The 18441-nt window shown below is 62.6% G+C and carries 19 protein-coding genes and 1 pseudogene; 9 read left to right on the top strand and 11 right to left on the bottom strand.

Annotated elements, in window-relative coordinates:
• Window positions 1-90 precede the first annotated feature (90 nt).
• The 3 genes from AAGW23_RS13565 to AAGW23_RS13555 are packed head-to-tail and all read right to left on the bottom strand — an operon-like array spanning window position 91 to window position 3668.
• Window positions 91-1578, bottom strand: a complete 1488-nt coding sequence (locus tag AAGW23_RS13565; protein ID WP_342406958.1) for an MFS transporter — start codon at window positions 1576-1578, stop codon at window positions 91-93.
• A 14-nt stretch (window positions 1579-1592) separates the two neighbouring features.
• The gene (locus AAGW23_RS13560; RefSeq protein ID WP_342406957.1) at window positions 1593-2051 is read right to left on the bottom strand and encodes a universal stress protein; all 459 of its coding nucleotides are present in this window, start codon (window positions 2049-2051) and stop codon (window positions 1593-1595) included.
• A 15-nt stretch (window positions 2052-2066) separates the two neighbouring features.
• Window positions 2067-3668: an antiporter gene (locus tag AAGW23_RS13555; protein ID WP_342406956.1), complete on the bottom strand. Its 1602-nt coding sequence runs from the start codon at window positions 3666-3668 to the stop codon at window positions 2067-2069.
• Window positions 3669-3950: 282 nt separating this feature from the next.
• Between AAGW23_RS13555 and AAGW23_RS13550 the strand changes: the two are divergent.
• From AAGW23_RS13550 to AAGW23_RS13540, 3 genes and pseudogenes are all read left to right on the top strand, one after another.
• Window positions 3951-5905, top strand: a pseudogene (locus AAGW23_RS13550) (histidine kinase); the annotation flags it as partial.
• Window positions 5895-6503 carry a two-component system response regulator NarL gene (gene narL / locus AAGW23_RS13545; protein ID WP_342407084.1) on the top strand — a complete coding sequence of 203 codons (609 nt, stop codon included), beginning with the start codon at window positions 5895-5897 and terminating at the stop codon, window positions 6501-6503. The pseudogene AAGW23_RS13550 and the gene narL, both read left to right, overlap by 11 nt.
• A 172-nt stretch (window positions 6504-6675) precedes the next feature.
• Window positions 6676-7461 carry a type IV pili methyl-accepting chemotaxis transducer N-terminal domain-containing protein gene (locus tag AAGW23_RS13540; RefSeq protein WP_342406954.1) on the top strand — a complete coding sequence of 262 codons (786 nt, stop codon included), beginning with the start codon at window positions 6676-6678 and terminating at the stop codon, window positions 7459-7461.
• Between the two features lie 42 nt (window positions 7462-7503).
• Here AAGW23_RS13540 and AAGW23_RS13535 read toward each other — a convergent pair whose 3' ends face one another.
• Window positions 7504-8043 (bottom strand): DUF4345 domain-containing protein, encoded by a 540-nt coding sequence (locus AAGW23_RS13535; protein ID WP_342406953.1) that lies wholly within the window; start codon window positions 8041-8043, stop codon window positions 7504-7506.
• A 171-nt stretch (window positions 8044-8214) separates the two neighbouring features.
• Between AAGW23_RS13535 and AAGW23_RS13530 the strand changes: the two genes are divergently transcribed.
• Together AAGW23_RS13530 and ypfJ are read left to right on the top strand one after the other, a co-directional pair.
• Complete coding sequence (locus AAGW23_RS13530; RefSeq protein WP_342406952.1) at window positions 8215-8649, top strand: DUF411 domain-containing protein; 435 nt, start codon at window positions 8215-8217, stop codon at window positions 8647-8649.
• Between the two features lie 89 nt (window positions 8650-8738).
• Window positions 8739-9599 carry a KPN_02809 family neutral zinc metallopeptidase gene (ypfJ, locus tag AAGW23_RS13525; protein ID WP_342406951.1) on the top strand — a complete coding sequence of 287 codons (861 nt, stop codon included), beginning with the start codon at window positions 8739-8741 and terminating at the stop codon, window positions 9597-9599.
• 21 nt (window positions 9600-9620) lie between these two features.
• On the opposite strand, the gene AAGW23_RS13520 is transcribed toward ypfJ, so the two are convergent.
• Window positions 9621-9962: a hypothetical protein gene (locus AAGW23_RS13520; protein WP_342406950.1), complete on the bottom strand. Its 342-nt coding sequence runs from the start codon at window positions 9960-9962 to the stop codon at window positions 9621-9623.
• Window positions 9963-10069: 107 nt separating this feature from the next.
• Here AAGW23_RS13520 and AAGW23_RS13515 point away from each other — a divergent pair, with 107 nt between their 5' ends.
• From AAGW23_RS13515 to AAGW23_RS13500, 4 genes are all read left to right on the top strand, one after another.
• Entirely contained in the window at window positions 10070-10651 is a 582-nt protein-coding gene (locus tag AAGW23_RS13515; RefSeq protein WP_342406949.1) for a DUF2796 domain-containing protein, read from the top strand.
• Window positions 10652-10717: 66 nt separating this feature from the next.
• Window positions 10718-11425: an ABC transporter ATP-binding protein gene (locus AAGW23_RS13510; protein WP_342406948.1), complete on the top strand. Its 708-nt coding sequence runs from the start codon at window positions 10718-10720 to the stop codon at window positions 11423-11425.
• Between the two features lie 3 nt (window positions 11426-11428).
• Window positions 11429-12694, top strand: a complete 1266-nt coding sequence (locus AAGW23_RS13505) for an ABC transporter permease (protein WP_342406947.1) — start codon at window positions 11429-11431, stop codon at window positions 12692-12694.
• Window positions 12695-12702: 8 nt separating this feature from the next.
• The gene (locus AAGW23_RS13500; RefSeq protein WP_342406946.1) at window positions 12703-13215 is read left to right on the top strand and encodes a DUF3299 domain-containing protein; all 513 of its coding nucleotides are present in this window, start codon (window positions 12703-12705) and stop codon (window positions 13213-13215) included.
• 307 nt (window positions 13216-13522) lie between these two features.
• On the opposite strand, the gene AAGW23_RS13495 is transcribed toward AAGW23_RS13500, so the two are convergent.
• The 6 genes from AAGW23_RS13495 to AAGW23_RS13470 are packed head-to-tail and all read right to left on the bottom strand — an operon-like array spanning window position 13523 to window position 18401.
• On the bottom strand, window positions 13523-14614 hold the full coding sequence (locus AAGW23_RS13495; protein ID WP_200638218.1) for a tetratricopeptide repeat protein: 1092 nt from the start codon (window positions 14612-14614) through the stop codon (window positions 13523-13525).
• A gap of 1 nt (window position 14615) precedes the next feature.
• Window positions 14616-15326, bottom strand: a complete 711-nt coding sequence (locus tag AAGW23_RS13490; protein WP_148926953.1) for an energy transducer TonB — start codon at window positions 15324-15326, stop codon at window positions 14616-14618.
• Window positions 15326-15739: an ExbD/TolR family protein gene (locus tag AAGW23_RS13485; RefSeq protein WP_200638217.1), complete on the bottom strand. Its 414-nt coding sequence runs from the start codon at window positions 15737-15739 to the stop codon at window positions 15326-15328. Before AAGW23_RS13485 ends, AAGW23_RS13490 begins: the two co-directional genes overlap by 1 nt.
• Before the next feature lie 10 nt (window positions 15740-15749).
• Window positions 15750-16295 carry a MotA/TolQ/ExbB proton channel family protein gene (locus AAGW23_RS13480; RefSeq protein WP_102838116.1) on the bottom strand — a complete coding sequence of 182 codons (546 nt, stop codon included), beginning with the start codon at window positions 16293-16295 and terminating at the stop codon, window positions 15750-15752.
• Window positions 16288-17634, bottom strand: coding sequence for a MotA/TolQ/ExbB proton channel family protein (locus AAGW23_RS13475; RefSeq protein ID WP_342406945.1), 1347 nt, complete (start codon window positions 17632-17634; stop codon window positions 16288-16290). Before AAGW23_RS13475 ends, AAGW23_RS13480 begins: the two co-directional genes overlap by 8 nt.
• Entirely contained in the window at window positions 17631-18401 is a 771-nt protein-coding gene (locus AAGW23_RS13470) for a DUF3450 domain-containing protein (RefSeq protein ID WP_342406944.1), read from the bottom strand. Before AAGW23_RS13470 ends, AAGW23_RS13475 begins: the two co-directional genes overlap by 4 nt.
• Window positions 18402-18441 lie beyond the last annotated feature (40 nt).

Raw genomic sequence — 18441 nt, 5'->3', positions numbered from 1 at the left:
TCACTCCGGTTGCGAACCACGGGCCCGACCGGTCGGCTTATCAATCTCGGCTGGCCGATCTCTGGGACCGGCGCATCAGGGGTAGAAACGTCAGGACGCAAGCTTCTGGCGGGCCTCCAGTTCGCGGTCGACGCTGGACACGTAGTACTCGTCGGAGAACGCGCCCTCGGGCTCCTTCAGCCAGAGCAGGCAGAGCCCGAAGCTGACGAAGGCACCGGCGGCGATCACCATGAAGAACTGCGAGGGGGTCACGAAGGTGAACAGGGTCAGGTAGCAGACGGCGCCGACGTTGCCGTAGGCCCCGGCCATGCCTGAGATCTGCCCGGTGACCCGGCGCTTGATCGAAGGGATGATGCCGAAGGTCGCGCCCTCGGCCCCCTGCACGAACAGCGAGCACAGCACGGTGATCGCCACAGCCACCATCAACGGCCACTCGGCATTCATCAGGCCCATCAGCAGGAAGCCGACGGCAATGCCAAGCATGTAGCTGAGCATGACGAAGCGACGGTTGCCGAAGCGGTCGGAGACCAGCCCACCCATGGGCCGCGCCACCAGGTTCACGAAGGCGAAGGAGGCGGCAATGATGCCCGCGGTGGTCGGGGTCAGGCCCCAGGTGGATTCGAAGAACATCGGCAGCATCGACACCACCGCCAGCTCCGCACCGAAGTTGGCAAAGTAGGTGGAATTGAGCGCGGCCACGGTGTTGAAGGGGTACTTGTCGTCTTCCGGCACGCCCTTCTTCAGGATCGGCACGTTGACCCGCAGGATCTGCACCACTTGGAAGATCACCACCAGCGCGATCACCGCATAGCTGATCAGCGCGCCCGTGGCACTCAGATAACCCAGCCCCTCGATGCGCCAGACCAGAATGCCCAGCACGCCGACCATGGGGATGGTCCAGATAATGAGTTTGATCATGTCGGCCCAGGTACTGACTTCCAGCGCGCTGGCCTTGTGCGGCTTGCGGTGGATGGTGCCGGCCGGACCGTCGGTGAGCGCGAACCAGTAGTACACGCCGTAGACGGCCATGATGATCGCCGAGCTGGCAATCGCCCAGCGCCAGCCTTCCGGACCACCGAAGGCATGGATGGCGATGGCCGGCAGGCTCATGGCGGCAGCGGCGGAGCCGAAGTTGCCCCAGCCGGCGTAGAAGCCCTCGGCGAAACCGATGTCCTTTGGCTTGAACCACATGGCGGTCATGTGGATGCCAACCACGAAGCTGGCACCGATGGAGCTGAGGATCAGCCGCGACACCAGCAACTGGACGCGGCTGTCACCAAAGGCGAAGAACAGCGCGGGCGCCGCCATGACCACCAGCAGCACCGAGAACACCCGGCGCGGGCCCCAATGGTCGAGCGCCATGCCGACCAGGATGCGCGCCGGGATGGTCAGCGCCACGTTGGCGATGGCGAACAGCTTCAGATCTTCGGGGGTCAGCCAGTTCACGCTTTTCAGCATGCTCGAGGCCAGCGGCGCCATGCCGAACCAGACGAAAAAGCAGATGTAGAAGGCAATCCAGGTCAGATGCAGGGCCCGGATCTCGGGGCGCTTCCATTCGAACAGCGTAGAAACTCTCATGTTGAGCTCCTCACTCAGGGGCAGGCTTGAATCAGGACCGGGCAAGGCGCCCGGCGGGCCAGGAAGGCGCTGACGCTGCCGAAGGTCATGTAGTCGAGCTCGTCGACCAAGAGATTCAGCGAGCGGGAGATGAAGCCGCCGTCCGGTTCGTTGGAATGCCGCGCGATAACCAGCAGGTCGGGTTTCTTGTGCTCGGCGGCCTTGAGAATCATCTTGCGGGCGTCGCCTTCGGCGAGGATCACGTCGACGTCCAGGCCAAAGGCGCTGACCTTGGCCGCCGCCTCCTGCAGGAAGGCCTGGAATTCGCGACGCTCGCGCTCGTACAGCTCGACCGCCGAGTCGCTGGTGTCACGGGTCTCTTCCACCACGCCGACCAGCATGATCAGCGGCTTCAGCGGACCGAACATCTCGAGCGTGGCGTCCAGGGCTTTCCTGGCGTTACGCGAGTTGTCGTAGGCAATCATGATGTTCATGGCAGCTCTCCGGACTCAGGGGTTCTTCACGTAGGCGTTGGGGCGCAGGTAGAACCACCAGTTGAGGATCAGGCACAGCGCGTAGAACACCGCGAAGCCGTACATAGCCACCTCGGGGGTGCCGGCCTTGACCTGTTCGCCAATCACGATCGGGGCAACGAAGGAGCCGTAGGCGGCGACAGCGGAGGTCCAGCCGAGTACCGGGCCGGCCTTCTCGCGGTCGTAGATGACGCCGATGGTGCGGAAGGTCGAGCCATTGCCGATGCCGCTGGCGGCGAACAGCACTAGGAACAGCACCAGGAACAGGAAGAAATACTCTTCGGGCTGTGCCGAACCGTAGGCCTGTTGCATCACATAGCCGGCAGCTACCGAGGCGATGACCATGACCACCGAGATCACCTGGGTGACGATGGAGCCGCCGACCTTGTCGGAGATCCAGCCGCCCAGCGGACGGATCAGGGCGCCAATGAACGGGCCAATCCAGGCGTAGGTGAGTGCGCTTGGCGCGTTGGGGTTGGCGACGCGGGTCACCACGCCATCAGCGCCGACCTCATTCATGAAACCGAAGATCACCGTGATCGACAGCGGCAGCGCCATGGAGAAGCCGATGAACGAGCCGAAGGTCAGGATGTACAGCACACTCATCGACCAGGTGTGCTTGTCGCGGAAGATGGTGAACTGACGCTTGATGTTCGGGCTGATGCTGCCCGGCAGCAGGCGCAACATGCCGAGCGTCGCACCGATGGTCAGCAGCATCACGCCCCACATGTTCAGTACGCCGAGGCCGGTCGGTGCAGGCAGGTAGAGGTACAGGCCGAGGCCGGCGGCGACAAAGGCGACGGCGTAGAGCCCGAGAATCTTGCCAAAGGCGTTGAGCGGGTAGCCCGGCGTTGGCGAGATCACCAGCAGGTTGTTCATGCCGAACCAGCCGGCGAAGGCCAGCGGCACCAGAAACAGCAGCCAGACCCAGCCACCATTCTGAATCCAGGTATCGGTTCCGGCCGAAATGCCGCCGATCAACGTGCCGCTGTCCTTGACCAGTGTCATCGGCTCACCGGCGATAAAGCCGAACACGCCGGCAGTCATCACCAGCGGGATCAGGATCTGCATGGTGGTGACACCGAAGTTACCGAGGCCGGCGTTGAGGCCCAGGGCCAATCCCTGCTGGTTCTTCGGGAAGAAGGTGCTGATGTTGCTCATCGAGCAGGCGAAATTGCCGCCGCCGATACCGGAGAGGAAGGCCAGCAGCTGAAAGACCCACAGTGGTGTGTCCTGGCTCTGCAGGGCAATGCCCGCGCCGGCGGCAGGAATCATCAGCAGCGCGGTGGTGAGGAAGATGGTGTTGCGCCCACCGGCGATGCGGATCATGAACGACGCCGGAATGCGCAGGGTGGCACCGGTAAGACCGGCGATGGCGGTCAGGGTGAACAGCTCGGCGGGCGCGAACGGAAAGCCGAGGTTGAGCATCTGCACCGTGACGATGCCCCACATCAACCAGATGGCGAAGCCCATCAGCAGACTCGGGATGGAAATCCACAGATTGCGATTGGCGACCCGCTTGCCAGTGGTGTCCCAGAAGATCTGGTCCTCCACATCCCACTTTTCGATATTGCTCATTGGTCGATCCTCTTGGCGCCAAGACACCCGGCCGGCAAACGCAGCGGGTTCAGGAATGGCTTGCACGCTAAGGGGAGGGGATCGATCCGAATTTGACTGTGGTCAATACAGGGGAAACGGCGATTTGCCACACGCCTCTTGACTACCTCTTCCGAGGTATCCCCATCTCAATAATAAAAACAATTTAGAATCAGCGGGTTAGGCAGTAGCGCCGGCCAACGGCGGCGCCTTAGAAGAGGGTTCGAAAGCATTGGAGGTACGCGCTCACCCGTGGCCAGCGGGCCCGACCAGGCGCAGAATGCAGCATCGCCTGATCGTCGAGCCGAACATGTCTTCAACCGAAAGCGAGCCGCTCTCCACCCGCCACTCGATCGTGTTCAATACGCTGGTGGCCTTCGTGGTCATCATCGGTGTCTCGCTGATCAGCATGCTTGCCAGCCTCTACCTGGCGGACGCTCTGGAAGGCGATGCCGAGGCGATCAATCAGGCTGGCAGTTTGCGCATGCAGGCCTACCGTCTGGCCTTCACCGCCGAATACGGCTCGCAGGCCCTGCTCTCCGAGCGCATTGAAACCCTGCAGCAGACGTTGCGTTCCGCCTCGTTGCGCTCGGCTTTGCACCGCCACGACAGTACCCAGCTGCCAGCATTGCATGCCGCGGTTTCGCAGCACTGGGACCAAGGCATGCGTCCCCTGCTCGATGCGCAACCGGCACGGCTCGAGGAGTATCGTCGGGAGGCGCCAGCGTTCGTCAATGAGCTGGACACCTTTGTTCGCACGCTGCAGGAAGCCTCGGAAGGCAAGCTCAGCGTTATCCGCGCCCTGCAGGCCGGTACGCTGTTCGTCATCGTGGTAATCGCCTTCGTGCTGATCTACGGATTGCACAACAACCTGGCCACACCGCTGCGCAGCCTGACCCGGATGGCCCGCGATATCGGCAAGGGTGACTTCAGCGGCCAGGTGCAGATTCCCGGCGATACCGAGTTGAGCCTGTTGGCCCGCACGCTCAACCAGATGAGTCAGGAACTGGCCGGCCTCTACGCGGACATGGAACAGAAGGTCGATGACAAGACCGCCGCCCTGACTCGCAGCAACGCCACGCTGCAGCTGCTGTTCGACAGCGCCCGGATGCTCTACAGCAAGCCGGACGACCCCTCCCAGATGATGGGCGCGCAACTCAGTAAGGTGCAGCAGATCCTAGGCACCGGCCCGATATCGCTGTGCCTGAACCGATCCTCCGAAGCGGGCAGCCACACGGCGATGACCTCACACGATCTGCAGCCACCGGAATACTGCCAGCTGCCCCAGTGCGATGCCTGCCCAGTTAACCAGACCGGCCGACTGCCGACTGGCGAAACATTGCTGACATTCGAGCTGCGCTCAGGGCCGGACGAGCTGGGCTCGCTGCGGGTGGCCAGTCGTACAGGCGAGCCACTGCAGCCCTGGCAGACGCTACCGCTGACGACCTTGGCCGACCTGTTCGCCGCATCGCTGAGCCTGGCCCGACTCGGCCAGAAACAGGCGCGCCTGGCCTTGATGGAGGAGCGTGCGGTGATTGCCCGTGAGCTGCACGATTCACTGGCCCAGGCGCTAGCCGCGCAGAAGTTGCAACTGGCCCGCCTCAAGCGGCTGATGCAGAAGCAGAGCGACCAGGCACAACTGGACGACAGCGTGCAGCAAATTGAGCAGGGGCTGAGTGCGGCCTATCGCCAGTTGCGTGAATTGCTTACTACGTTTCGTATCAAGGTCAACGAGCCCGGGCTCAAACCGGCGCTGTACGCCACAATTCAGGAGTTCAGCGCCCACTCGGGGCTGCAGGTCGAGAGTGACTACCAGCTCGATCACTGCCCGCTCACGCCCAACGAAGAAGTGCACTGCCTGCAGATCGTCCGCGAAGCGCTTAGTAATGTGGTCAAGCATGCCGAGGCGGCGCATTGCTGGCTGCGCCTGACTCAGGACACGCTGGGCACCATTCACGTCACGATCGAGGACGACGGCATCGGCATCCGACTTGAGGAGCAGCGTGCCGGCCACTATGGCCTGATCATCCTGCGCGAGCGAGCCAACAGCCTGAACGGCACCATTAACATCGGTCGGCGCCCCGCCGGAGGCACCTTGGTATACCTGCGGTTCCCGCCCGCCTACCGCCACTTTTCCCCTCAAACAGGAACGGGTCACGCATGAACGAAGGGACTACTGCACGAATCCTGCTGGTCGACGACCACCCCATGATGCGTAGGGGTCTGCGTGACTTGCTGGAACTGGAAAATGACCTTGAGGTGGTCGGTGAGGCAGGCAACGGCGAGGACGCCATCGCGCTCGCGCAACAGACAGAACCCGACCTCATCCTGATGGACCTCAACATGCCGGGTATCGACGGGCTGGAAACCACCCGCCGCATGCGCGACGTGGACATTGACGCACGCATCGTGATGTTTACCGTCTCCGACGAACAGGGCCACGTACTCGAAGCCCTGCGCAACGGTGCTGACGGCTATCTGCTCAAGGACATGGATGCCGAACAGCTGATCGAGCAGATCCGCCTGGCGGCGACCGGCCGAATGGCCTTGAGCCCTGAACTGACCCAGGTGCTCGCCGAAGCGATCCGGGTGCGGCCCAAACCCACCGGGCAGGTATCGTTCTCCAGCCTGACCAAGCGCGAAAAAGAGGTCCTTCGGCTGATTGCCAAAGGCCAGAGCAACAAGATGATCGCGCGCAAGCTCGGTATTACCGAAGGCACCGTCAAGGTCCACGTTAAGAATCTGTTGCACAAGCTGGGCCTGCGCTCGCGGGTGGAAGCGGCGGTCTGGATCCTGGAGCACGAGGCCAAAGGCTGAGCCAGAGCCGCCGGTCTGCGCCGCCGTTTTGTGCGCCAGACCTCAGGCTGAAGCACCGCTCTGGCACCCTTGATAATCATCAATGCCGTTAGCACTCAGCGCTCTATTGTCTCGCCCACGGCGACTGACCGAACGATCAGCATCGCGTCGGCCCGGACGTCAGGAGCGCTCCATGTTCAAAACCTCGTTAATCACCACGCTGCTGCTCGGCTTGCTGTCCGGCAGCCTGCCCTGTCAGGCCGGCACCAGCGATGCAGAAGCGGTCAACCGTGCCGGCATGCAGCGCATGCTCAGCCAACGCATCGCCAAGACCTATCTGATGATCGGCACCGACACCCGTGTCGACCTCGCCGCCAGTCAGCTCGACAACAGCATTGCCGGCGTCGAGGAGAACGCTCAGTGGCTCGATGAATACGCCGCTGACAGGGATATCCGCAAAGCATTGAACGAAGCAACTGACACCTGGCACCAGTATCGTCAGTTGGCTCTAACCCGCCCGGACCGCAGCCAATCCGCCGAACTGCTGCGCCTGGCTGACCGCCTCCTCAGCCAGAGCGAAGCGCTGGTCAGAAAGATCGAGCGTCACAGCGGCAATCAGGCCGCCCGACTGGTAAACCGCAGCGGACGCCAACGCATGCTCAGACAGCGCATCGCCATGCTTTATCTGGCCATGAGTTGGAAGCTAGCAGAGCAGGGCTTGCGCAGTGATTTCGATGCTGCGGTCAATGAGTTCGAGCATGGGTTGACTGAGCTGAAGGAGTCGCCGCAGAACACCGCGCAAATCACTAGCCAGCTCGAAAAGATAGATACCCAATGGCGTTTCGCCCGCGCCGGATTCACCTTGGCGGACGATTCACGCTTCGTGCCGACCGTAATCGTCACCACCAGCGACTCGCTGCTGCGCAAGCTTGAACAACTGACTTTGGATTATGAACGTCTGGCCGGAAGCGCCCGATAAGGGCATCAGGCTGAAGAGACTCATCCGGTACATACGAGCTGGTCAGGCGACAGGATCCCCGCGACGGAACGGCTGAGGTGAAGGCTCACCTGACCCAGGTTCTACGTGAGGTGGGGTGTCACCCAACTTGAATGGCATCGGAGATTCGCTGACGAGCCGATGGGTAGCAGGCTCGAGACGCTCAGGCTCTGGCTCCGAACGCTCGCGCACAGCACGCCAGGCGAGGCCAGCAAGTACTACAGCCAGTACGCGGTAGAGCATCGAGGCCAGATCGAAGCCGACCAGCTCACCGCCGTCCACCCAGAGCGACACCAGCCTTCCCAGCACCAGCGCAGCCATGGTCATTACCAGCATGATCAGCGCTGGGCGAGCTCGCTCCGGTGCGCGCGCGCTCCAGATCAGGAACAGCGCCAGTCCCAACTGCAAGCCGCCGTAGTAGACGCGCATATGGCTGACCGATGCAGTCTCCATCAACAGCATGCCGTTCAGATTGGCCATCTCGTGAGGCCGCAGCCAGTAGGCCAAACTGAGGCAGGCCATCACCAACGCCTGCGCAAGCAGAACGAAACGGGCAAAACGCATCGAAAACTCTCCTGACAGCGGCTCCGCACCATGATGGATATCCGACCGGATCGCCCCGTTTTGGTTCGCCCCAGGCTTTGGCCGCCCCCTGTGACATTCGCTCACACCAGCAGGCTTGGGTGCCTGCGAGCATGGGGCTATGCTGCGCACAATCCCGCCGGAGAATCCTTCATGCGCCGCTTATTGCTCGTCACCGCTCTTTTCGCCAGCTTCGCGCAGGCCGCCGACCCCATTGCCATCGAGGTGCACCGCGACGCCAATTGCGGTTGCTGCAAAGCATGGATAGAGCACCTGGAAGCCAACGGCTTCCAGGTCGACGACCACGTCGAAACCGACATGGCGGCGGTCAAGAACCGCCTCGGCGTGCCCCATAGTCTGGGCTCCTGCCATACCGGCGTGATCGACGGGAAATTCGTCGAAGGCCACGTACCGGCTGCCGATATCCTTAAGCTTCGAGCACAACCCGATCTGATCGGTGCAGCGGTCCCCGGAATGCCAATGGGGTCGCCCGGTATGGAAATGGGCGCGCATAAAGATGCGTTCAAGGTGATTGCCGTGGGCAACGAGGGTGAGCAGTCGGTGTTGGCCGAGTACCCGGCAGACTGACGTAACAGACAAAACGTCTGCGAGCCGCTGAATTTGCTGCCGCTGAGGCCGGTCTGAGCAGAGACAGCAATCGGCAGAGGGATTCAGGCATGCGTTGGAAAAAGGCTCGTCGCAGTGACAATGTGGTGGACGCTCGCGGCCGAAGCGGAGGCATCGGTGGCGGGCGCCTGAGCCTGGCGGGGGTCGCTATCGTCGTGGTGATCGGCCTGTTGTCCGGCCAAGATCCTCTGCAGATCCTCGGTCAGCTGGCCGACCAGTCCGGTCCCGCACCAACGCAGCAGACCAGCGCTCCAGCCAATGGCGACGACCCGCAGGTTGCCTTCGTACAGTCGATCCTGGGCGATACCGAGGACACCTGGCGCGCCTTGTTTCAGCAGTCCGGGCAGCAGTACCGCGACCCTACCCTGGTGCTTTTTCGTGGTGGCGTGAGCTCAGCCTGTGGCTTCGCCAATTCGGCGGTGGGCCCCTTCTACTGTCCGGGCGACCAACAGGTGTATCTCGATCTGCAGTTCTTCGATGAGATGGCCTCGCGCTTTTCGGTCGCGGGCGATTTCGCTCAGGCCTACGTGATCGCCCATGAGGTCGGCCACCACGTCCAAACGCTGCTGGGTGTATCGCAACAAATGCAGGCTGCCCGTCAGCGCGGCGCGCGCATGGAGGGTGACAACGGCCTACTGGTTCGACAGGAACTGCAGGCGGATTGCTTTGCCGGGGTCTGGGCCAACCACGCCCAGCAGCGTCATGACTGGCTTGAGGAAGGGGATCTTGAGGAAGCATTGAACGCGGCCAACGCCATCGGCGATGACCGTTTGCAGCAGCAAAGCCAGGGCCGGGTCGTTCCGGATGCCTTCACTCATGGCACCTCTGCGCAACGGGTGAAGTGGTTTCGTATCGGCTTCGACAATGGCGACCCGACACGTTGCGATACCTTCCAGACCCAACGCCTTTAATTCGGATCGCGGTCGAGCCGTTCAGTCGATCCAGCGATAGACAGGTGCATCCGCACCGCTGTCCACCTTGACCTGAGCGCAGTGACGCAAGCGCACCAGCAGGCGCTTGCCCATCTGAGCGCTACCGGCCAGCGCTTGCAGCTCCGCTAAGAGCTGCGGCCCGTCCATGCGCTGCGCCGCGCGCAACAATTGCTGCGCCTCGTGCCAATGGGGATCAGCCGTCGGCTTGTCGGCCGATGGCACCGGGGCGGGCTCGACCTGAGCGGCGGGCATCTGGCGCACCAGCTGCGCCCAGTCGTGGTCGTCCATTTCAATGCTGAGGTCCACCGGCAGATCGCCGACATTGCCGCGAATTCGAATCATCGCCACTCTCCTGAAAAACGAGATCGCATGCTCCCATGGGAGGTGAAGACTGGCCAGTCGCAACAGATATTTGTTATAACGTAACCATTAACCATGTGGAGATCACCATGCGCCGTCTGCTGCTTGCCCTGCCTTTCGCGTTACTGCCCGGTTTTGTTCTGGCTGCCGAGCACGATCATGACCATGATCATGCGCACCACGACAGTCTCGGCGCCCACGAGCATGGCGCAGCGGAACTGGACGCGGCTCTGGTGGGTTCCACGCTGGAAGTCGAATTGCGCAGCCCGGCGATGAATCTGGTGGGTTTCGAGCACGCGCCGAGCAGCGAAGCGGATAAGCGCAAGGTCGCCGATGCACGCAAACAGCTGGAACAGCCGAACGGGCTGTTCGGCCTGCCTACAGCAGCAGCAGGCTGCACCCTGGCCGAATCCGAGCTGGAGAGCCCGCTATTTGGAGGTGAGGGCCATGACCATGACAACGAGCACGATGAAGATCATGAAAGCCAGCACAGCGAAATCCACGCGCATTACCACTTCAATTGCGCCGCGCCCGAAGCGCTAAAGGCGCTCGATCTGCAAGGCTTGTTCAAAGCGTTCCCCGGTACGCAGAAGATCCAGGCACAGCTGATCGGTCCGAACGGTCAACAGGGCGTGCAACTCACCGCGGACCAGCCACGCGCAGCCTTCTGATCTGATCCTGTCTGCCGCCTGGCTCGACGCAGTAAACTCCCGGCTTGCCCGACACGGATCATCTCGATGACCGCATCACTGCTTGAACTGCACCAATTGGGTTTCGCCTGGCCGGGCCAGGCGGAGCTGCTCGACATTCCCAGCTTCACGCTGGCACCCAACCAGAGCCTGTTCCTCAAGGGGCCGTCGGGCAGCGGCAAGACCACCCTGTTGGGCCTGATTGGCGGCGTGCAGAAAGCGCAGCGCGGAACGGTTCAGCTGCTCGGCACCGATCTCGCAGCGCTTTCGGCCGGTGCGCGGGATCGATTCAGGGTCGATCACACCGGCTATATCTTTCAGCAGTTCAACCTGCTGCCTTTCCTTTCGGTGGCGGAAAACGTCAGCCTGCCCTGTCATTTTTCCAGGGCACGGGCCGCGCGCGCACGTCAGCGATATGGCAGCGTTGCGCAGGCGGCAGCCAGCCTGCTCCAGCATCTCGGCCTACCAAAGAGCCTGCTTGAGCGACGGGCCGAAGCCCTGTCGATCGGCCAGCAACAACGCGTCGCCGCAGCCCGTGCACTGATCGGTCAGCCGGAACTGGTAATCGCCGACGAACCCACGTCGGCCCTTGATGCCGACAGTCGAGAAGCCTTTCTCCAGCTACTGTTCGCCGAATGCCGCGAGGCTGGTTCAAGCCTGCTGTTTGTCAGTCACGACCAAAGCCTCGCGCCACTGTTCGACCGCAGCCTCTCATTGGCGGAGCTCAATCACGCCGCACGCATCCCGGAGTTGTAGGCCATGTACCTGTTGCGCCTGGCCTTGGCGAGCCTGAATAACCGCCGCTTCACTGCCCTGCTCACCGTTTTCGCCATCGCGCTGTCGGTATGCCTGCTGCTCGCCGTGGAGCGCGTGCGCACCGAGGCGCGCGCCAGCTTTGCCAGTACCATCAGCGGCACCGACCTGATCGTCGGCGCCCGCTCCGGCTCGGTGAACCTGCTGCTGTATTCGGTGTTCCGTATCGGCAACGCCACCAACAACATTCGCTGGGAGAGCTTCGAGCATTTCGCCGAGCACCCTCGGGTCAGTTGGGCCATTCCTATTTCGCTGGGCGATTCTCACCGCGGCTATCGCGTGATGGGCACCAGCAGCGCCTATTTTGACCATTACCGTTACGGTCGCAAGCAGCCGCTGCAACTGGCGCACGGCCGACCATTCGCCGATGACCCTTTCGAAGTGGTGCTGGGCGCCGAAGTGGCTGAGTCACTGAATTACAAACTGGACGACCAACTGGTGCTGGCGCACGGTGTCGCCACGGTCAGCCTGGTTAAGCACGACGACAAGCCCTTTCGTGTAGTCGGCATCCTCACGCGCACCGGCACGCCGGTGGACCGCACGCTGCATGTCAATCTGGCGGGGATGGAGGCGCTGCACATCGATTGGCAGAACGGCATGCCGGCTCGCGGCGCCGCGCGCATCGATGCAGAACAGGCGCGCCAGCTAGACCTACAACCCAAGCAGATCACTGCCTTCATGTTGGGCCTCAACAGCAAGATCGCCACCTTCACGCTGCAGCGCGAAATCAATGGCTATCGCGGCGAGCCGCTGCTGGCCATTCTGCCCGGCGTGGCGCTGCAAGAGCTCTGGAGCCTGATGGGCACCGCTGAACAGGCGCTGTTCGTGGTGTCCTTGTTCGTCGTGCTGACCGGATTGATCGGCATGCTCACCGCCATTCTCACCAGCCTCAACGAGCGGCGCCGTGAGATGGCCATTCTGCGCTCGGTGGGTGCCCGGCCCTGGCATATCGCCGGTCTGCTGGTGGTCGAAGCCCTGAGTCTGGCACTCGCGGGCGCGCTGCTCGGGCTCTTGCTGTTATATATCGCCATTGCGTTCGCGCAGGGGCCGCTGCAGAGTCACTACGGTCTGTATCTGCCGCTGGCGCTGCCGAGTGCCTATGAGTGGTCGGTGCTGGCGGGCATAGTGCTTGCCGGGCTATTGATGGGCTGTGTGCCGGCGTGGCGTGCCTACCGGCAATCGCTGGCCGACGGCCTATCGATCAGAGTATGAGGAACCCCATGTCTCGCCTGCTGCTTGCCACCCTGTTCGCCCTCGCGGCGCCTTTCGCTGCTGCGGAAGTCCGTGAGCTGCAATGGTCGGACCTGATCCCGGCAGACGCCCCGCCGCCACCTCCCCCGGTGGCGCTCCACGATATGTCGCAACTGGCCGATGCGCTCGCCGCAGAAGCGGGCCCGTCAGCGGCTCAGCAATCACCCGCCGAGCCGGTAGTCGAAAACCTCGATGGTGTTCAGGTCAAGCTGCCCGGCTATATCGTACCGCTGGACATGGGCGAAGACGGACGAGTGACCGAGTTTTTGCTGGTGCCCTATTTCGGCGCCTGTATTCACGTGCCGCCCCCGCCGTCCAACCAGATCGTGCATGCCACCAGCGAGCTCGGGGTGAAAGTGGACGAGCTGTACCAGCCCTTCTGGATTGAAGGTCCGCTAAAAGTCGAACACGCCACCAGCGAACTGGCCGATGCGGGCTATCGCATGGAAGCGCAGAAGATCTATCTCTACGAGCTTGAATAAAGGCAGCGCTGCGACGCCGTTATCAACTAGCTGAACGGCGTCATTGAGCGATACCAATCGATTTCGTCTTGCAAGCTGGCAGCAGGTAACAGCGCATATCGTGGACGCACGGTAATAACTGAGCCTCGCACATCACAGCGGGCGAACTTGCCCTTCGCTAACCAGCATCCGCATATCACCACGCAGAAAAGCGAAACCCCGCGTCGGTGCGGGGTTTCTGTTTGCCTCTACTACGCAGCGTGCGCAGCGCTCGTTCAGGACATCTCAGCGCTGCCTGAAAGCGCCCTCTCAGTTCGTCCCATCACCGTCAGCGAGTGCTGGCGACCTGACGCTGACGCTCGAAGCTTAGCTCGCCTTCGGCCCACTCCCGCCATGAGCGAACCTTGCGTCGCTCGGCGCCTGCGCGCTCGGCCTGCTTCAGCGCATCGAGCCCGGCCTGCCAATGGGCTTGCTCCAGCTCCAGCTGAGCGACGTTGAGCCAGAACGTGGCGCTACCGGATTGAGCCGCCAGATTGCGGTAGATCTGCGCCGCCTGCGAACGCTCACGCGCTTGCCACCAGAGCATCCCCAGACGTTCGCGCCGCTTGGCATCACTGGGTAGAAGGCGTGAGTCAAGCATGCCCTGAAGCAGCTTGGCACCTTGCCAGGGCTGACCCGCGGCGCTGGCAAGCAAGACTAGATTGTCCAGTTCGGCCTCAGTAAATCGAAGACCTTTGACATGAGCCGCACGGAGGGTTGCCAGCGCCTTGTCTTCATCGCCAGCCATCTGCTGCAAGCCCGCCAACTGCCGCCAGCTCTTGGCTTGATCCGGATGACGGGCTAGAAGCCTGCTTTGCCAGCGCTCTGCTGTCTCGTAACGCTTCAGCTCAGCGTTACCGGCTACCAGAAACTGCAACCAGGTGTCGGCCGCGTTGGGGTTGGCCTGGACATAGCGTTCGGCCAGTGGCAATGCCTTGGCATGCTGCCCGAGCCCCTGATAAGCCTGCACCAGCATCTGCAGCACTTCTTCGCTTGCATTGGCGGGTGAGCCCAGCAGGCTGACGACCTTGGCATAGCGGCGTTCGACCAGGTTGAGTTTCGCCAGATTGAGCCGCTCGTTCGGCAGAATTGCCTCGTCCAGCTTGCCACTGGCGATCGCCTTGTCGAGTAGCTCCAGCGCTTGACGATTGTTGCCTTCAGCCCAGGCCAGATACGCCCGGCTTCGCCATAACAAGGCTTCCTCGGCACTGCCTGGCTTTGCCTCGGCCTGTTTCAGCGCGCGATGCGCAGCGCCATAGTCGCCCTTCTCCTGCGCACTCTGGGCTCGTTCCAATGCTTTGAACACCGAGGGATCAACGCTCTGGGCAGCCTGAGCCGATGCAGCGAACAACAACGAGATCAACAACAGCAAACGGGGCATGTCAGCGTTCTCCTTGCAGGCGGAAATGCAGGGTTTTCACGGCTTCACGCGAGACGGCCGAACCGTTTTCGGTGCGCGGGGCGAAACGCCAGCGGGCCGCGGCACGGCGGGCCTCGCGATCGAACACATTCGACGGCGAAGCCTCCAGCACGCGGATGTTTTCAACCTTACCGGCGGCGGTGATGGTGAAGGCGAGTTTGATATGGCCTTCGATACCGCGCTGACGCGCCCGATAAGGGTATTCGGGACGAACATCATTGAGCGGCATGACTTCCTGCTCGGGACCGGACTGTCCTGCCGTCTCGTCTGCCGAAGGAGCGGCTGGCGCAGGAGGTGCTGCCGGAGCGGACGCGGCTGTCAGCCCGGCGAGGCTGGGCGCTGGCGCGCTGGCGACCGATACACCGGTGTCGATGTTCGGCAGGGGCAAATCGAGCTTCGGCAGATTGGCGCTCGGAGTGGCCATGCTCGGGGTCGGCGGCGTGGGGGTTTGGGGTGTCTTTGGTTGAGGCGGTTGCGGTGCCTGCTGCCGCGAGCGGGTGGCAGTGCTTTCGTTGCGATTGTCCATCCGCACGAAATTAGCAATGGCCACCGGGTCGTCGGTCACCTCGCTACGGGGCGGGTTGACCATGCTCAGCATCAGCGCAAACAACAGCAACGCCACCACGCAGGCAGCGATGAAGGACAACCCGACGCGGGTCAGCCCACGAACCATCACTGCGCTCCCGAACTGGCGGCCAGGGCCACGTCCTGAACCCCGGCGAGACGTGCCTGATCCATCACCTGAACCACAAGGCCCGTGCGCGCATCCTGATCGGCCTGCACCACGACGGCACCTTCCGGCTGGTCGACGCGCATGCGCTCGACGTGGGCCCTGACGCTGCGTACGTCCACGGCCTGCTTGTCGATCCAGACCTGACCATCCGCCGTCACCGCAATCAGGATATTGCCCTTTTCCTGCGCGCTGGCGGTGTCGGCCTGCGGCCGCTGAACCTCGACACCGGATTCCTTGATAAAGGAGCTGGTGACGATGAAAAAAATCAGCATGATGAAAACCACGTCGAGCATCGGCGTCAGGTCGATGCCGGTATCTTCTTCCTGCTGGTAGTGGTGACGACGCATACGCATCCGTTAATCCTCAATCGTGACGCAGCTGGTCGGCCAGCCGGTCGAGAGCCTGGCGCGAAATACGTTCGAGACGCGCCAGGCTAAACAGTCCAGTGATGGCCAGCACCATGCCGGCCATGGTCGGCAGTGTCGCCTGCCAGACGCCCGCGGCCATGCCGCGCGGGTTGCCGGTGCCGTTAAGCGCCAGCACATCGAATACCGCAATCATTCCGCTGACGGTGCCCAGCAATCCAAGCAGCGGGTACATCGCCACCAGCGTCTTGCTCATGCGCAAGGGTCCGGCCAGTTGCTGCTGGGCCTGCGCCAGCCAGGCGCTACGCACGGCGCGTTGCCAGCTACCGGAATCATTACCCAGGCGTGACCAGGCCTCGCGGCGGGCTTCCACCCAGCGCGGAAACACCCGGCGCATGAACCACAACCGCTCGAAGACCAGCGTCCAATACAGCACACAAAGAGCAGCCAGCGCCCACATCACCGCGCCACCTGCCGCCATGAAGTCGAGCAGCGCATAACCGCTGTCGACCAGACGCAGCCATTGGCCGTGCAGATCAGTCACGACGCGGAGTCCCCGACAGATGCAGCGCGATCAGCCCAGCGCTTTGCTGTTCGAGCAGCTGGATCAGCGCCTTGCTGCGGCTCGCCAGCAGGCTGTGCAGGAACAACAGTGGTATCGCCACCACCAGGCCCAGCACCGTGGTTACCAGCGCCTGAGAAATACCATCGGCCATCAGCCGAGAATCCCCTCCGCCACTCTGCGTAATGGCCTGGAAGGTCACGATCATGCCGGTCACGGTGCCCAGCAGGCCGAGTAGCGGCGCGACGGCGCTGAGCAGCTTGAGCAGCGGCTGGCCGCGCTCGAGGGGTGGTGTCTCCTGGAGGATCGCCTCGTCGAGCTTCAGCTCAAGCGTCTCGAGGTCGGACAGTTGAGGCTTCGGTCCCAGCACGCCGATGATACGGCCCAGCGGGTTGTCGTCACGCGGTTGATTGAGCTCGCGCGTCTGCCGGTTCACCGCCCGCCCGACCCTTGCCAGATAGACCATGCGCCATACCGCAAGGATCAGGCCGATGGCACCCAAGACTAGAATGACCCAGCCGACCAGACCACCTTGCTGGACACGGTCCCACAATTGGGGCTGGCGCTGCAGCTGAGCCAGCAACGAACCGCGGCTCGGGTCGATCGGCAGCGTGGCCAACGCCTCGCTGCTGTTCATGTAGTCATTGACCGTCCCCATGCCGGCAGGCTGGCGGCTCGGCGTCAGCAACTCGCGAGCGTCGCTGTCGTAGCGCAGGAAATTATCATCGGTGAATGCCGAGAAGTTACCGACCCGCAGAACCGGCTGGGTGCTGCGCTGCCCATCGACGCCGACTACCGGCAGCTCGACACGCTCCACCTGACCACTGGCCGTAAGGTCTTCGAGCAGCGTCATCCAGAAGCTGTCCAGATCATCGGCCGACGGCAGCGTGCGGCTTTCCGCCAACGCCCGCAGGCGCTGCAAACGCTCCGGATACTGGGCATTGAGCAGACTGTCCTGCCATTGCCCGGCGATGTCACCAGCGCTCTGCCTGACCACACCAAACAGTTCACCGAGATGACCGACGCGCTGCGCCAATAGCTTTTCCTGCTCGGCCAACTCGGCTTCCTGACGGTCGAATTCAGTTTTCAGGCGCTCGGCTTCGGCTTTCTGTTTTTCAAGCGCAGCATTGGCTCGCGCCAGCAGTTGCGCTTGCTCGCTGCGATTCTGAATGAAGGCCTGCTCCCGCGCTTGCATGGCGTCGACTTCTGCGGCGCGCTCGCTGCGAATACGCTGGAGCAACTGGTCGGGGCTCAGGGGCTCTGCAGCCTGAACCATTGCCGGCAACAGTCCGATGAGCAATAACGTCAACAAGCGGCTCATTGCGCAGCCTCCTTGGCCAAGGTCTTGATGGGCAGCTCGAGCCAGGTCGGGGCTTGCTGTTGGCGGGCAATGGCAATCGCCTTGGTGATCGGCCGACGCGCGCTGCCATCAAGGACTTTCCAGCCGCGGGTCTTCGGGTTCCACCAACCGCTCTCGTGTGCATCGAGAGTCTGGTAATAAAGCATCGTCCGACCCAGACGCAGGAATTCGACGCTGCGACTGCCGCCTTCGACCGGCAGCTCGCCGCGCCAGGCCTCCAGAGTGCGGCCGTAGTCACTCTCGATCTGGTAGGCCTCAAGGATGCGGCGATATTTCTCAGCAAGGCTGACGTCAGCGCGCGCCTGAATGTCCTGCAGACTGGCGAGGCGATCGGCGCGCTCGTCGGGGAGGAACGGAAGGTCTGCTGCGATGAACTCCTCAAGCACTTCAATCATCCGTCCCATCTGCGGCGCAACGGCTTCCTGGGTGCGCTCGATGCTGTCCAGCTGACGCTGAAATCCATCCAGCTCCTTGCGCTGCGCAGCGGTCAACTCCACCAACTGCTCGTTGTAGGCCTTCAGGGCCTCCGCCTGCTGAACGGCATTGCGGTATTCGGTGAGCATCTGCCGCGTCGCGTCATCGAGTTGCTCGATACGCGCCTGCGAGGCCTTGGCTTCGGCAGCCAGTTGCTGGCTTTCTTCTAGCGCAGCGTCCAGCGGAGCTGCGTTAAGCGGCAGGCATAACGACAACAGCACGCCTGCGAACAAGCGGGTCGGGTACTGATTCATGCGGAGCGGATCCTCGGTTCACGGCAGCCTAAAACGTTAT

It is taken from the genome of Stutzerimonas chloritidismutans (assembly GCF_038562055.1).
Taxonomy (GTDB): domain Bacteria; phylum Pseudomonadota; class Gammaproteobacteria; order Pseudomonadales; family Pseudomonadaceae; genus Stutzerimonas; species Stutzerimonas chloritidismutans_A.
Note: the sequence above shows the minus strand (reverse complement) of the source record. Positions and strands in the feature narration are given on the sequence as shown.

Coding starts and splice junctions, on each gene's coding strand:
- AAGW23_RS13505 (WP_342406947.1), top strand. CDS start 11,429: ATGTACCTGTTGCGCCTGGCCTTGGCGAGCCTGAATAACCGCCGCTTC.
- ypfJ (WP_342406951.1), top strand. CDS start 8,739: ATGCGTTGGAAAAAGGCTCGTCGCAGTGACAATGTGGTGGACGCTCGC.
- AAGW23_RS13475 (WP_342406945.1), bottom strand. CDS start 17,634: ATGAGCCGCTTGTTGACGTTATTGCTCATCGGACTGTTGCCGGCAATG.
- AAGW23_RS13470 (WP_342406944.1), bottom strand. CDS start 18,401: ATGAATCAGTACCCGACCCGCTTGTTCGCAGGCGTGCTGTTGTCGTTA.
- AAGW23_RS13500 (WP_342406946.1), top strand. CDS start 12,703: ATGTCTCGCCTGCTGCTTGCCACCCTGTTCGCCCTCGCGGCGCCTTTC.
- AAGW23_RS13530 (WP_342406952.1), top strand. CDS start 8,215: ATGCGCCGCTTATTGCTCGTCACCGCTCTTTTCGCCAGCTTCGCGCAG.
- narL (WP_342407084.1), top strand. CDS start 5,895: ATGATGCGTAGGGGTCTGCGTGACTTGCTGGAACTGGAAAATGACCTT.
- AAGW23_RS13560 (WP_342406957.1), bottom strand. CDS start 2,051: ATGAACATCATGATTGCCTACGACAACTCGCGTAACGCCAGGAAAGCC.
- AAGW23_RS13565 (WP_342406958.1), bottom strand. CDS start 1,578: ATGAGAGTTTCTACGCTGTTCGAATGGAAGCGCCCCGAGATCCGGGCC.
- AAGW23_RS13520 (WP_342406950.1), bottom strand. CDS start 9,962: ATGATTCGAATTCGCGGCAATGTCGGCGATCTGCCGGTGGACCTCAGC.
- AAGW23_RS13485 (WP_200638217.1), bottom strand. CDS start 15,739: ATGCGTATGCGTCGTCACCACTACCAGCAGGAAGAAGATACCGGCATC.
- AAGW23_RS13490 (WP_148926953.1), bottom strand. CDS start 15,326: ATGGTTCGTGGGCTGACCCGCGTCGGGTTGTCCTTCATCGCTGCCTGC.
- AAGW23_RS13555 (WP_342406956.1), bottom strand. CDS start 3,668: ATGAGCAATATCGAAAAGTGGGATGTGGAGGACCAGATCTTCTGGGAC.
- AAGW23_RS13540 (WP_342406954.1), top strand. CDS start 6,676: ATGTTCAAAACCTCGTTAATCACCACGCTGCTGCTCGGCTTGCTGTCC.
- AAGW23_RS13515 (WP_342406949.1), top strand. CDS start 10,070: ATGCGCCGTCTGCTGCTTGCCCTGCCTTTCGCGTTACTGCCCGGTTTT.
- AAGW23_RS13535 (WP_342406953.1), bottom strand. CDS start 8,043: ATGCGTTTTGCCCGTTTCGTTCTGCTTGCGCAGGCGTTGGTGATGGCC.
- AAGW23_RS13495 (WP_200638218.1), bottom strand. CDS start 14,614: ATGCCCCGTTTGCTGTTGTTGATCTCGTTGTTGTTCGCTGCATCGGCT.
- AAGW23_RS13510 (WP_342406948.1), top strand. CDS start 10,718: ATGACCGCATCACTGCTTGAACTGCACCAATTGGGTTTCGCCTGGCCG.